Origin of the sequence: Streptomyces sp. NPDC048349, assembly GCF_040651925.1 — a bacterium.
In the GTDB taxonomy this organism is placed as follows: domain Bacteria; phylum Actinomycetota; class Actinomycetes; order Streptomycetales; family Streptomycetaceae; genus Streptomyces.
Genome location: NZ_JBEZLA010000011.1, coordinates 97,318 through 110,770, shown reverse-complemented (window position 1 = coordinate 110,770; position 13,453 = coordinate 97,318). Strand labels below are relative to the sequence as shown.

At 70.5% G+C, this 13,453-nt stretch carries 9 protein-coding genes and 1 pseudogene; 4 read left to right on the top strand and 6 right to left on the bottom strand.

What is annotated here, in order from left to right; translation table 11 throughout:
• Window positions 1-44: 44 nt before the first annotated feature.
• From AB0D44_RS09440 to AB0D44_RS09430, 3 genes are all read right to left on the bottom strand, one after another.
• The gene (locus AB0D44_RS09440) at window positions 45-896 is read right to left on the bottom strand and encodes an arylamine N-acetyltransferase (protein ID WP_362586865.1); all 852 of its coding nucleotides are present in this window, start codon (window positions 894-896) and stop codon (window positions 45-47) included.
• A 212-nt stretch (window positions 897-1,108) separates the two neighbouring features.
• Complete coding sequence (locus tag AB0D44_RS09435; protein WP_362586862.1) at window positions 1,109-2,110, bottom strand: PHP domain-containing protein; 1,002 nt, start codon at window positions 2,108-2,110, stop codon at window positions 1,109-1,111.
• Window positions 2,111-2,481: 371 nt separating this feature from the next.
• Entirely contained in the window at window positions 2,482-3,144 is a 663-nt protein-coding gene (locus tag AB0D44_RS09430; RefSeq protein ID WP_362586859.1) for a maleylpyruvate isomerase family mycothiol-dependent enzyme, read from the bottom strand.
• A gap of 71 nt (window positions 3,145-3,215) precedes the next feature.
• Between AB0D44_RS09430 and AB0D44_RS09425 the strand changes: the two genes are divergently transcribed.
• A complete protein-coding gene (locus AB0D44_RS09425; RefSeq protein ID WP_362586856.1) occupies window positions 3,216-4,133 on the top strand; it encodes a LysR family transcriptional regulator in 918 nt (305 codons plus the stop codon).
• A gap of 353 nt (window positions 4,134-4,486) precedes the next feature.
• Here the strand turns inward: AB0D44_RS09425 and AB0D44_RS09420 are convergent.
• A pseudogene (locus AB0D44_RS09420) lies at window positions 4,487-5,248 on the bottom strand (collagenase); the annotation flags it as partial.
• A gap of 547 nt (window positions 5,249-5,795) precedes the next feature.
• Here AB0D44_RS09420 and AB0D44_RS09415 point away from each other — a divergent pair.
• Window positions 5,796-7,538 (top strand): phosphodiester glycosidase family protein, encoded by a 1,743-nt coding sequence (locus AB0D44_RS09415; protein WP_362586853.1) that lies wholly within the window; start codon window positions 5,796-5,798, stop codon window positions 7,536-7,538.
• 69 nt (window positions 7,539-7,607) lie between these two features.
• Here AB0D44_RS09415 and AB0D44_RS09410 read toward each other — a convergent pair whose 3' ends face one another.
• A complete protein-coding gene (locus AB0D44_RS09410) occupies window positions 7,608-8,477 on the bottom strand; it encodes a GntR family transcriptional regulator (protein WP_362586850.1) in 870 nt (289 codons plus the stop codon).
• Between the two features lie 563 nt (window positions 8,478-9,040).
• Here AB0D44_RS09410 and AB0D44_RS09405 point away from each other — a divergent pair.
• Together AB0D44_RS09405 and AB0D44_RS09400 are read left to right on the top strand one after the other, a co-directional pair.
• Window positions 9,041-10,630, top strand: a complete 1,590-nt coding sequence (locus AB0D44_RS09405; protein WP_362586848.1) for a beta-N-acetylhexosaminidase — start codon at window positions 9,041-9,043, stop codon at window positions 10,628-10,630.
• Between the two features lie 201 nt (window positions 10,631-10,831).
• Window positions 10,832-12,241, top strand: a complete 1,410-nt coding sequence (locus tag AB0D44_RS09400; RefSeq protein ID WP_362586948.1) for a cellulose binding domain-containing protein — start codon at window positions 10,832-10,834, stop codon at window positions 12,239-12,241.
• 146 nt (window positions 12,242-12,387) lie between these two features.
• On the opposite strand, the gene AB0D44_RS09395 is transcribed toward AB0D44_RS09400, so the two are convergent.
• Complete coding sequence (locus AB0D44_RS09395; protein ID WP_362586845.1) at window positions 12,388-13,356, bottom strand: oxidoreductase; 969 nt, start codon at window positions 13,354-13,356, stop codon at window positions 12,388-12,390.
• Window positions 13,357-13,453: the final 97 nt, after the last annotated feature.

Below are 13,453 nucleotides of genomic sequence, written 5' to 3'. Positions count from 1 at the left end.
TCCCTGCTGGAGACGGTGTAGGGGCGGGCGAGCCGACCGTCCCGTCAGAGCGTTGTCGCCCGCTGCTGCGAGGCCTCCCACTCCTGGTGCGCGGTGTGGACGCGGTGCCACAGTTGTGCCCGGGCGGGGGCGGCGACATCGGTCAGGTCCAGGCGGAACACGTCGGCCAGTACGTCGTACCAGTCGTCGGCCGAGTCGATGGTCCGCTCGTCCATGCCTCCGGCGTCGACCCGGCGGAGCACGCAGCCACGCAGCACGTCCACGCCCTTGGCGTCGCGCCGCTGGGCGGTGAGGACCCGGACGAAGCCGGACTCGGGGGAAGTGGACAGCCGGGCGTGTTCCGCGGCGAAGGAGGACAGCTCGACGGGGTCCGGCGCGAAGTCCATCGCCGTGAACGAGCCGCGGGGGTCATGCGTGAACCGCCAGCCGCTGGGCTCGGCGTCCGACGGGGCAATCGCGTAGGTGAAGGGCCCCTGGACGTAGCTGCCTTCGCGCAACGGCAGCGGCTCGTGCACCGCGTCACCGAGCCCGGCGTCCACGAGCCACCGCTCGCCCTCGAGCCGCACGGTGAGTGCCAGGTGGTCGCCGGTCGCGCCCGCGGGCTTCTCGGGGGCGCCCTGAACCCCCGCCCGGTGCAGAGTGACGTCGTAGCCGAGCGCCGTCAGGAGCGCGCCGAAGGCGCCGTTGAGGTGGAAGCAGTAGCCACCGCGCCCCCGCAGAATCCGGGCAACGGATTCCGCGGCCCCGATGCCCGTCGGACGCCCCAGATGGATGTCGAGGTTCTCATAGGCGACCCGCTCCACCTGCGCCCGGTGCAGCGCCCGCAGCGCCTCGACGGTCGGGGCGGCCGGTCGGGCCACCCCCAGCACGGTCAAGTACCCGTCGACGTCGATCATGTTCCCCTCACCGTTCGAACGGATGATCATCCTAGTCGCCGGCACCGCCCGTCCCCCACATCGCTCCCCGGATACTCCACCTCGTGACACCGGCTCGGCGGCAACGGCGCCTGGTGGACCCGGGTCCAGTCCTCACGACGGCCGGCAGGGCGGAAAGCGGGCCGTCACGCAGGGCGGAAAGCGGGCCGTCACGCAGGGCGGAAGGCGGGCCGTCACGCCCTTCCGCTTCTGGCTGCCAGCAGCCGCTCGAGCGACCAGGTCGTGATCAGCCGGTCCGCCCCCAGACCGATCCGGGCTGCGCGCGCGTAACCGGAGCTCTGCCAGTCCAGCTGGTTCGGGGCGTGGGCGTCGGTGTCCACGGCGAACCGGCAGCCGGCGGCGGCGGCCTGCTCGAGCAGGTCGTCCGGTGGGTCGCGCCGTTCGGGCCGACAGTTGATCTCCACCGCCGTACCGGCCTCGGCGCACGCGGCGAATACGGCGGCGGCGTCGAAGCGGGACTGCGGTCGCCCCCGGCCGGTGATGATCCGCCCCGTGCAGTGCCCCAGGACGTCGACGTGCGGGTTGCGTACCGCGGCCACCAGGCGGGCGGTCATCGGTTCGGGTTCCGAGCGGAGCTTGGAGTGCACGGATGCCACGACGATGTCGAGCCGGCCGAGCAGGTCTTCGTCCTGGTCGAGTGAGCCGTCCTCGAGGATGTCGCACTCGATGCCGGTGAGCAGACGGAAGTCCGGGCCCATCCCGGAGTTCACGGCGGTCACAGCCTCCAGTTGGCTTTCGAGCCGCTCGGCGCTCAGTCCGTGGGCGATCGTCAGCCGCGGCGAGTGGTCGGTCAGAACGGCCCATCGGTGTCCGAGCGCACGGGCGGCGTCGGCCATGTCCTCGAGCGGGCTGCCGCCGTCCGACCAGTCGGAGTGCAGGTGGCAATCCCCGGTGCTCGCAGCCGCCAGCTCCCAGCCGGCCCGGGCGGCCGGGTCGGCTTCGGCCTGCAGACGGGCGAGGTAGCTCGGTACCGCTCCGGTCGATGCCTGGGCGATCACTTCGGCGGTGACCGGGCCCACTCCGCGCAGTCGACCGACCTCGGCGGCGTGCACCGGGCGCGGTGGCAGGTCGCGGACTGCGTCGGCCGCCGTGTGGAAGGCCCGCACCCGGTACGGCGACGCACCGCGCCATTCCAGGAGGAAGGCGATCCGGCGCAGGGCCTCGTTCGGGTCCATGCCTCCAGTGTCGGCGCACCGTGGGGGACCGCACACGGCCAGGGGCCACCGGCGAGGGGCCTGGCGCCCCGAGCCGGGCGGCGGCGGCCGCTCAATCCCTGCGGTCAACCCTCGCCGAGGGCTGTGTCCGCCGGGCCTCGACGGCCTCTGCGTCTCGGCGTCGCGGCCGGGTCCCCGTCGCCACCGTCATGCCCCTGCAGAAGATCCACCATCTCCTCCAGGACGCTGCGCAAACCACTCCACGGGGCCGTCCGGTCGTCGCCGGCGCAGGCGACGGGCTGCTTCGGCCACCGCCGGGTCGGAGTCATGGGCCCGAGACCGGCGTGTGGGCGGCGCCGGCCTCTTCGACGTGCCGAGGGGCGAGAGATGGTTCATGCCCCCGCGACGGACCGCGTGAAACGGCTGCTCGGTTCTCCTCGCAGCCGGCCGTCCGGAAGGCGGCGACCGTAGGCCAAGAGCAGGAGGTCCTGGGCGGTGCCGAAAACGGGTGAGCCCGAGCCGTACGACCAGTCGAGGTCCTCGGCGCACAGCTGCACTCCGTCAAGGTGGGCACCGAAGAACTTCAAGCTGCTGGGCCGGATCTCGTCGAGCACGATACGCAGCCGGTTCTCGGGGACGCGCCGGTCGAGGCCGAGGGCGACGCTGACGTCCAGCCCGTGCACCAGGTCGTGGCCGAGCGCCGCCCTGAGCCCGCCGACTGGTGGTGTCCAGGGATGGTGGGCGTTGTCCCGCAGGAAGGCGGCGAGCACGGGGGTGGAGTGGGCGGCCGAATCCCTGCGCGCGACCCGATCGGTCATGCGGTGCAGGTTTCGGCGTGCCTTGACCAGTTCACCAAGCACCCTGGGCAAGGAGAGCCGGAACCCCATCGACATGTGCGCCACCACTTCGCGAACGCGCCAACCCGCGCAGAGGCTCGGTTCGTTCCACTGGTCGGTTTGCAATGTGTCGAACAGGTCGGCCAGTTCCCGGCGTTCCGCCGCGATCGCTGCCTTGACTTCGAGGCTCTTCCCCTTGCGCGCTGTCGAGTTCTCCATGGAATCAAGCCTGAGGCCGGCAGGTCGATAGCGCCAGTAGATAGTTCTGCTGCGACCTAGAATCACTGCTTATGGAACTCCGCCAACTGCGCTACTTCGTCTGCGTCGTCGAGGAAGGCGGTTTCACAAGAGCCGCCGCCCGGCTGCACCTGGCCCAGCCCGGCCTCAGCGCCCAGATCCGCCAGCTGGAGAAGGAGCTGGGGCAGCCCCTGCTCGACCGCTCCGCCCGGTCGGTGACGCCGACCGAGGTGGGCCGGGCGGTCCTGCCGTACGCCCGGGCCGCGCTGGCCGCGGCGGAGTCGGTGCGGCAGACGGTCGATGCGTACACGGGGCTGCTGCGCGGCCGGGTCACGCTCGGCCTCGTCTCCGGGGCCACTGGCCACGTCTTCGACATCGCCGCTCTGCTCGCGGACTTCCACGACGCCCACCCCTCGGTGGAGGTGGCTCTCACCGAGGACACCACGGAGCGGATGCAGGCCGCGCTCCTGGCCGGCGAGCTCGACATCGCCGTCCTCGGAACGGCGGAGGAGGCACCCCCGCCCGGAGCGGCCTTCCAAATGGTGATCGATGTCCCGCTGGTTGCCGCTGTCGCGCCAAGTGATCCCGTTCTCAACCGCGTCGACGTTACGAGCGTCCCGCTTGCCGATCTGCGGGATCGGCCGCTGATCTGCCTGCCGCGCGGCACCGGGGTGCGCACGGCGCTCGAACGCGGCTGTGCGCAGGCAGGGTTCCGGCCGCGGGTCGCCTTCGAGGCGGCAGCCCCGCACGTGCTCTCGCAGCTTGCCGCGCGGGGCTTGGGCATCGCCGTGCTACCTGCCGGCGAGGACGGGTCCCCCCTCGGCGGGAACCTTCGCACCCTGCGGATCGTCCGGCCCGAGATGCGCGCCCGCATCGCGCTCGCCTGGCAGGCCGGCGGCCCTTCGAGCCCCGCGGCGCGGGTACTCCTGGACCGCCTGCGCGAAGTCCTTCCGAAGCCGCCCCGTTCCTAGACTGCCGCTGCCCTTGGTCACCGTCGTGCCCGGAGGACGATGGGGGCGACGTGGAGCGCGGCCCGGCTCCCCCCCCCCGAGATCCCCAGCAGCGATGCGCCCCCGGTTGAGATCAAGCAACTGCCCTCCGTGGATGGGCGCACATCCAAGGCGGCAGGCGAGTCCGGGACTCGCCTGCCGCCTTACGCGCGGACCCGCTTTACTTCACCCGCGTGACCACCAAAGACCGCAACCGCGTTGATCGAACGCGCAGTTGCGGACTGGGCGAAAGCGCCGACCGGGCCTTCCGACGTTCGCCGCGTCCCGAGGTGCCCCTGCCCGGACGGTCGCGCCTGCAGGCGTACGGGTCAGGCGCCCGCTGCCACGGCTGTCAGCCAGGCGTTCCAGTCGCTCTCGTAGTCCAGCGAGGTGAGGAAGGAACGGGCGGCGGTCCAGTCTCCTGCGCGGTAGTAGCCGAGGACGGTGCTGACGTCGGCCGGGTGCTCCTCGACCATGTAGCGGGCGGCAAGGTAGCCCCAGTTGTAGGTACGGCTGACGTCGCTGTTGGCGTAGGTGGTGTCGAACAGCGTGCGCAGGGAGTACGTGTGCTTGCCGGCCTCGGCGATCGCGCTGGCGTAGGTGACGCCGCGGTAGGAGTAGGAGATGTACTCCGCGATGCCCTCACCCCACCACACGGTGGGGGTGGCCTGGCTGGCGTTGAAGTCGCCGTACAGGTTGAAGCGGCCGTCGAGGTAGTGGGTGTACTCGTGGTTGAGGTTCCAGATCTGCCAGCCGGGGCTCACATCGGTGCGCTCGTAGCATATGAACCGCGCTTGGTTGCCCGTCCTGGAGGGGTCTCCCTCCAGGTACATGCCGCCGTTGTTGGTGTCGATGCCGTAGATCTTCCTCGCGTAGGCCTTGTAGTCGGCGCTGGAGTTGAAGACGTCGACCTCCAGGGTGGTGTTGTAGTCGTTCGCGACCGGCCCGGAGTCCTTGACCACGCCGTGGAAGTAGGCGTCCTGGTTGGCCAGGCTCGTGCAGGTCGCCGTCAGCTGGGCGGTGGTCATCTCTTGGGCGCGGATCCGCAGTGTGGGGCTGCAGGTGTGGACGATCGGCAGGATCCGCGACTCCAGTCTGCCGCCGGTGGTCCCGGTGTCGCCGGGAGTGCCATCGGCATTGCCGTGGGCCGGGCGCTGGCCCGGGTCGGCGAAGACGTGGTCCGGCTTGGGATCGGCCGGCGAGGCCGGCGAGGCGTGGGCGGGGGAGACCTGGGCGGGGGAGGCTGCGAGGGCGGCTGTGGCTATGAGCAGGGCGGTGGCGACGGCCATGGTGCGCAAATTTCACTCCTGGGGATGGGATGTGAGGTCCCGTCATCGACGGGCTGCGCTGTAAAATGGCACATGTCATATTGCTTTTCAATGATTTTGGCAGGAGCGCATCAAATTCATTTCGCCCGCTCCGGGCAGTGCACGCCCTCGAGTGGTCATGCGACAGTCGCCGGTGTGGACGCGCTCCGGGCTCCGGCGGGCGCCACATGCCGTACTCGTCCACCACTGCGGAGCTTTCGGCGGCGGCTGACGTCGAGCCTTCTCGCTTTCGGCCGCACGGACGGCCCGGTGATGCCACCCGGGGACAGTGCGTCAGTACCGTCGCAGGAGTTTCGTAAGCTTCGCTCAGGCGGAAATGATCAACCCTTCCCTGCGGGCCGCCCCGCTATCCCTACGTCCGCCTGTTCCAGGAGTGTCGAGAATGAAACGAATACGCCGTATCACGGCTCTGACTGTTGCGCTGGGCGCGCTGGTCACGCTTGCGCCTGCCAGTGCCACAGCAACTGAGGGCACAGCCCAGCCCGTGGCCGGCCGTATGCCTCTCGGGCCTGAACACCTGACGGCCGTGGCGAAAGTTTCGGAGCCGGCACCGGGGATCACCTACGAGAAGTACACCCAGGGCCAGGCGACCGACCACTGGTCGGTCGAACTCCTCATTGACTACCCCGGCGGTTCTGCCTGGTCGGTCGGCAACGACGACCACGCCGTGGCCCTTCTCGGCAGGTTGCAGGACAAGGGGCTCACCGGAAAGCTGTACACCCGGGAGCTGCCGGCCGGCCCGGGTGTGGGGGCGGGTATGCCGCGGCAGCACATGGTCCGCGTAGGTGAGTTCGGCCCTTCCGGGTCTGCGGATGCGGATGCGATGCTGAAGGTGTTGCAGGAGAAGGGCTTCACCGGTCGGACCGTCTACACGGCCCAGGACGGCAACGAAAGTACCGGCCCGTGGGAAGTACGGGTCGTGAGAGTCGATCCGTCGGCTGACGTCATGTTCAAGGCTGTCCACGGAAGTGACGTCTCCTCGGCCCAGACGGTACGGGAGATGAGCGCCGCGGCCGGCGCCCTGGTGGCGGTGAACGGCTCCGACTTCGACATCAAGTCGACGAACAATCCTTCCTACACCGGCCCTGCCACCGGCGATCCGCAGGGCTTGTACGTGCAGAACAACACCCTGCTCAGCGAGGCCAACAACGGCCGGAGCGCACTGCTCCTCGAGGGGGCAGGCTCCCGGGTCCGTATCGACGAGGTCACCTCACGTACCCAGGTGACCGCGCCCGACGGCTCGGTGAGGGCGATTGACGGCATCAACCGTGTACCGGGACGCAACTTCGGCTGCGGCGGTATCGGCGGCGACCTGCGCGAGAAGAGCAAGGGCGTCTTCGTCCCCGAGCTGCGTCCCCTGCGCAACACGCTGTGCGTCGACGCGGACGAAATCGTCGTCTTCCGACCCGAGTGGGGCAGCACTACGCCGCCGCCGCGAGCGGAGGTGACCAAGAGCGTGGACATCGTCATGGACGGGAACTGGGTCGTCAAGGAAAAGCGCGTACCCGCCGGCGGCGCCATCCCTGCCGGCGGCCGCGTTCTGCAGGGAATCGGCGCCGGCGCGGACTGGCTGCTCGCCCACCACACGGTCGGACAACCGTTCAAGCCGGGTACGAGCATCACCGACTCCGCAGGTGTCCCGGTCACCAGCTCCACCTTCTCTGCCGTGGCAGGCGGAGGACCCGCCCTGGTCCGCAACGGCGAAATACTGATCAACGCCGACGCCAACGGCATGCTCAACCCCGACACCAACGTGGTCACCAACGCCGTCATCCAGCGCCACCCCCGCACCCTCGCCGGAGTCACCGCGGCAGGAGAACTCCTCCTCGTGACCATCGACGGACGAATCCCCCAGACCAGCATCGGCGTCACCATCCACGAAGCTGCAGCCGTCATGAAGTGGCTCGGCGCGAAAGACGCTGTCAGCCTCGGATCCGGAGGCGACACCACCCTCCTCATCAACAACACCCTCTACAACCGCCCCATGGACACCTGGCAGGACACCACACCCACCGAACGCGCAGTCGGTAACGCCGTCGTCGTCGTGCCAAAGCCGTAGCAGACAACAGCCCATGAAGGCCGCGGCCGCGTCGGATGGCCGGACGGTCAGCGTCGGGTGGCCGGGCGGTCAGCGTCGTCGGCCCTGTACGTCGCCCAGCGTTGCGGCGGCCACCGGGTCGCCGTGGATGGAGTCGCCGGGGGGGATGCCCGGATGGTGGCCGTCGGACGGTACGGCGGGTGCGGTGTCGGCGCGGAGCGTCAGGTGGGACACGATGCGGTAGCGGTCGCCGCGGTAGAGCGAGTGGACGTACTCCACCGGCTGCCCCGCGGTGTCGGTGGTCAGCCGTTCGAAGAGGAGGGCAGGCGAGAGTTCGGGCACCTCCAGCAGCTCGGCTTCCGCGCGGGTCGCCACGGTGGGTTCGATCGTCTGCGTCGCCTCGTTCACGTGTACGTCGTGGTGCGTGCGCAAATGCTCGTAGAGGTCCCCGTGCTCCAGTTCGCGGGCGGTGAGACCGGGGACCAAGGCGGCCGGGATGTGCAGGTGCTCGATGGCCATCGGGTAACCGTCGACCAGCCGCAGCCGCGCAACGTAGATGACCCGCGCCGCGGGGGAGAGGCGCAGCCTGCGGCCCACCCGGGCGCCGGCCGGCACGGTCGCGAACTCCAGCAGCCGGCTGGCCCAGGCCCCCGACGCGCGGGGCACGCTCAGCGAGTTGCGCCCAGGAACGAGTTCCTGGGTGATCTTTTCGGGAGCGACGAACACGCCCCGCCCGTGTTCGCGGATGAGAACCCCGGCGGCGACCAGCTCGTCGACGGCCGCCCGTAGGGTCGGCCGGGACACCCCGAGTTGCACGCACAGGGCCCGCTCGGAGGGGATCGCGTCCCCCGCTCGGCGCTCCTCGACCATCCCGAGCACCGCATCACGGACCCGCTCGCGTTTGAGGACGCCGCCGGGGCGGCGGGTCCTGTCGGCTCCGTCGCCTCCCGAAGGCGGCACGGGGGCAGACTCCGCCGGCAGCACCGCGCTGGCCCCGGCCGACCGGCGCGTGCCCGGTTTCCTGTCGTGCATCTGCGTCGTCCCCTCTCCAGCTCCGCCATCGCGTGCTGCACTGAACCAGTCGTGGCCGCTGCAACCATCACCCGCCACTGGTCAAGTCCAGTTTACGAGCTGATCGTGACGAGCGCTTCGGGAATCAGGCAAACAGCCTTTGGTGACAGGGGGGTTGACGGTCGTATTGGTCTATGCCAGCTTCTTGCGTCAGCGACAGGTCACTTGTCCAGTGGGCGAGTGGTCAGATCTTGATCTGTCCAGTCCCTCCCTGCTCCCTGCTCCCTGCTTCCTCCTTCCTCCTTCCTCTCGTCGTCACGCCGTGCCGTTACCGCCCGCGACCTTTCCCTCCCCTGCACATCCAGCGCGCCCCGCACGTCACGCTGCCGGCCGGACCGTACGCCGTCTTCTGTTCGGGACACGCCCGACACCACCCCGACACCACCCCGGCACCACCCCGGCACCCCCCCTGCACCCCCTCTGTGAGCCCCCTCCCGGAAGGCTGCACACCCGTGCCCCCACATCACCCCGAAGAGGCCCTCCTGCCCCGGCCCACCCGGTACACGCCCCGGTCCGGCCACTTCACCCTCGACCCCGCCACCACCGTCCGCACCACCCCCGGAGCCGAGGGCGCGGCCGACCTGCTGCGCACCCTCCTCACGCCCTCCACCGGCCTTTTCCTGGCACCCTCCCGTACCGGCACCATCACCCTGGCCGTCGACGCGGGACTGCACGGCCTGGGCGAGGAGGGGTACGCACTCACCATCTCCCAACACTCCGTCATGCTGCGCGCCGCCGACCCCACCGGACTGCTGCGCGGAGTCCAGACGCTCCGGCAACTCCTGCCGGCCGAGGCGCTGGGGCCGGTCGCCCGGGCCGTCCGACGCGACCGCTGGGAAGTGCCCTGCGCCGAGATCACCGACATCCCGCACCACCCCTGGCGCGGCCTGATGATCGACGTCGCCCGCCACTTCCACGACGCGGCCACCCTGCGCCGCCACGTCGACCTCATGGCCCTGCACAAACTCAACGTCCTCCACCTGCACCTCACAGACGACCAGGGCTGGCGGATGCCCGTCGCGTCCTATCCCCGCCTGACCACCGTCGGGGCCCACCGCGCCCAGTCCATGACCGGCCCCGACGGCACCAGCGGCTTCGACGGCAGGCCGCACGGGGGCGCGTACACCCGTACCGAACTCGCCGACCTCGTCGCCTACGCGGCGCAGCGCGGCGTTCGGGTGGTCCCGGAGGTCGGGATGCCGGGACACGTCCGCGCCGCCCTCGCCGCCTACCCGCACCTCGGCAATCGCCCCGAGCACACCCTCGGGGTGTGGACCCGCTGGGGCGTGTGCGAGACCGTGCTCGGCGTCCACGACGAGGTCTTGGACTTCCTCCGGGCGGTCCTGGACGAGGTGATGGAGGTCTTCCCCTCTCCCTACATCCACCTCGGCGGTGATGAGTGCCCCACCACCGAGTGGGAGCAGAGCCCGCGCGCCCGGGCGCGAGCTGCCGCGGAGGGACTGCCCTCCCCGGCAGCCCTGCACGGCTGGCTCCTGGGCCGGGCCGGCGCCCATCTGCTGGAACACGGCCGCCGCCCCGTGGGCTGGGCGGAGGACGGCGCCTTGCTCCCGCCCGGCTTCACCGTGATGAGCTGGCGCGACCCCGCGCACGCCGCCGCAGCGGTCCGCCACGGCCACGACGTCGTCCTCACCCACCACCGCACCTGCTACCTGGACTACGCGCAGGACGACCTTCCCGGCGGGCCGGCCGCACAGCCGGGCCCCGTCGTCGACCTGCGCACCGTGCACGGCGGAGACCCCGAGCCGCAGACCCCCGCCGACGGCGGCGGACGGATCCTCGGCACCCAGGCGCAGATCTGGACCGAGTTCGCCCCCCGCGCCGCCGACATCGACCGCCTCGCTTACCCCCGACTGTGCGCACTGGCCGACCGGGCCTGGAGCGGGCCCACCAGCTGGGCCGACTTCACCTCCCGCCTCCACGCGCACCTGCCCCGACTGGACGCCCTGGGCGTCCGCCGCCACCAGCCGGCCGCGCCGCGGACGACGTCCGCGACACCCGCACGTACAGCGCCCCTCGCCTGACACGCCCCCTCGCATACCGGAGGCCCCACCGTGACCAGCTCGAACAGCTCACCCGACCTGACCGGCCTGACCGACCTGACCGGCCTGACCGGCCTGACCGGCCTGACCGGCCCGACCGACGTGGCCGACGTGGCCGGCCCGACCGACGTGACCGGCTTGACCGGCAACGGGAACCGGACGGCCGGACTACGCCGCACCCGTCTGCGGGCCGCCGTCGCGGCGGCCGTCGCCACGGCCCTCGGCGCCGCTACCCTCGCCGCTCTGCCCGGCACTGCCAGCGCCGCGAGCAGCCTGTCCGTGCAGTACCGCACCAGCGCCACCGCTGCCACTGCCGACCAGAGCGAGCCCTGGTTCAAGGTGAAGAACACGGGCACCGCCCCACTGCCGTTGAGCGAGGTCAAACTCCGCTACTACTTCAAGGCCGACTCGCCCGGCGCCACTTACCGCTTCGCCTGTTCCTGGGCGGTCAAGGGCTGTGCCAACATCACCGGTACCTTCGGCAACCTCGCCAACCCCACCGACACGGCCGACCGCTACCTGGAGATCGGCTTCACCTCCGGCGCAGGCTCCCTCGCCCCCGGTGCCGACACCGGCGACATGCAGCTGCGCTTCCACCAGTCCACCTGGCAGACACTGCGGCAGAGCGACGACTACTCCTTCATCGCCGCCCAGACCGCCTACGGCGACTCCACCAAGGTCACCGCCACCCGCGCCGGCACCCTGGTCTGGGGCACCGCCCCCGCGGGCAACACCCCGACCGACCCGCCGACCACCCCGCCGCCCACCACGCCCCCGCCGGGCGGCTCCGGCTCGCTGTGGGACGACTTCACGTACACGTCCCACACCGATCCGAAGATCTCCGCCAACGGCTGGTCGGTACGCTCCAACTCCGGCGGCCCCGGCGTTCCCGGCGCCACCTGGGACCCGTCCAACGTCACCTTCTCCACCAGCAACGGCAACACCGTCATGAGCCTGGAGACCTCCACCAACGGCACGGCCTCGGGCACCGAACAGACCGAGGTCCTCACCAAATCGACCAAGTTCAAGAACGGCACGTACGCCGCGCGCGTCAAGTTCAGCGACGCCCCGAGGTCCGGCCCCGATGGCGACCACCTCGTCCAGACCTTCTTCACCATCAACGACCTCAAGGCCCCCATGGCCGACGACTACGCCGAGTACGACTTCGAGTACCTTCCCAACGGCGGCTGGGGCGAGCCGTCCAACATCCTCTACACGACCTCCTGGGAGACCTACAACCCGGAGCCGTGGCAGGCGGTCAACGCCCACACCGAGAGCCGCCAGAGCTACGCGGGCTGGCACGACCTCGTCCTCACCATCGACAACAACGCCATCACGTACTACATCGACGGCCAGACCTTCGGCACCCACGACGCCTCCTACCTCCCCGAACGCCCCATGTCGATCAACTTCAACCAGTGGTTGATCGACCTCAACGGCCAGACGTCCACGACCCCGCGCGCGTACGAGCAGCAGGTCGACTACGTCCTCCACGTGAAGGACCAGGTGCTGACCCCCGCCCAGGTCAATGCCAAGATCGCGTCGTACCGGTCAGCCGGCACCGCCTTCGAGGACACCGTGCCCGCGAGCTGAACCGCACTCATGGCGCGCGAGGTTGGACAGCCCGCGGGCGGCATCCCAAAGGAAGGATGCCGCCCGCGGCCATCAGCCGCTCCGCCGGCGACCGAGGCCGCCGGTGCATGAGAGTCCGCCGCGCCCGGTGATCTGGCCTTGGCCAGTCAGTGGGACTCAGGAGCGGGGCGTGCGGCATCGTCGGACAGCCGGAAGGGAACGCCGGTGAGCTTCTCGGACAGTTCCCACAGCAGGCGCGCGGTGTCGAGGTCACGGATGGCGTGCTCCCGGTCGCGCAGGACGGGCTCGCCGCGTAGCTGCAGCGGCCCGTCGGGCACGACATACGCCCCGCCCGGCAGGTCCGGGACGGTCGCGGCGTACAGGGAGGTCTTGGCGCCTTCGGGGGTGGGGCGGAAGGCGACGCGGAGCAGCAGCCGGGTCAATGCTCCATAGACTCGACTGCGGTCGCCGTTGGCGCCGCCGGTGAGAACGTTGGTGCGGGTGAGGCCGGGGGCGACAGCCGTGCTGCGCAGCCTCAGGCCGGCCGCGTCGGCGCGGCGTTGCAGTTCGGCGGCGAAGTAGAGGTTGGCGCGCTTGGACTGCAGGTAGGCGAACATCGCGTGATAGCGGCGTTCGGCATTGAGGTTGTGCAGGTCGAAGCGGGCGAACCGCTGGCCTTCGCTGCTGACGGTGACCACCCGGGGATCGGGCGAGGCGAGCAGATGGGGCAGCATCAGCCCGGTCAGGGCGAAGGTGCCGAGGTGGTTGATCCCGAACTGCGACTCGAAGCCGTCGGCGGTCCGGGCGAACGGCACCATGGCCACTCCGGCGTTGTTGACCAGCAGATCGAGCCGGCCATGGTCCCAGCCGTCGGCGAAGGCGCGTACGGAGGCGAGCTCGGCCAGGTCCAGGAGGCGTACCTCGGCGTGGGCTCCGGGTACGTGGGCCAGCAGCCGGTCCAGGGCGGCCTGTCCCCGTTGGGGACTGCGGCAGGCCAGCACGACATGGGCGCCCCGGCGAGCGAGCGCCTGCGCTGTGACCTGGCCGATGCCGCTGTTGGCTCCGGTCACCACCGCCAGGCGGCCGGACTGGTCGGGGATCGAGTCGGGGGTCCACGTACGGGAAGCGTTGGGCATGGTCTTCCTTCTCCTCGTTAGGGCGTCCGGCGCACGGCGGGGCAGGATCCCACGTAATGCAACTTCAAGTTGCGATAGGCTGGAATCCTGGCATCGG

Bases quoted from the DNA above. Each gene is read 5' to 3' on its own strand.
- AB0D44_RS09440 (WP_362586865.1), bottom strand. From the start codon at position 896: ATGATCGACGTCGACGGGTACTTGACCGTGCTGGGGGTGGCCCGACCG.
- AB0D44_RS09435 (WP_362586862.1), bottom strand. From the start codon at position 2,110: ATGGACCCGAACGAGGCCCTGCGCCGGATCGCCTTCCTCCTGGAATGG.
- AB0D44_RS09430 (WP_362586859.1), bottom strand. From the start codon at position 3,144: ATGGAGAACTCGACAGCGCGCAAGGGGAAGAGCCTCGAAGTCAAGGCA.
- AB0D44_RS09425 (WP_362586856.1), top strand. From the start codon at position 3,216: ATGGAACTCCGCCAACTGCGCTACTTCGTCTGCGTCGTCGAGGAAGGC.
- AB0D44_RS09415 (WP_362586853.1), top strand. From the start codon at position 5,796: ATGATCAACCCTTCCCTGCGGGCCGCCCCGCTATCCCTACGTCCGCCT.
- AB0D44_RS09395 (WP_362586845.1), bottom strand. From the start codon at position 13,356: ATGCCCAACGCTTCCCGTACGTGGACCCCCGACTCGATCCCCGACCAG.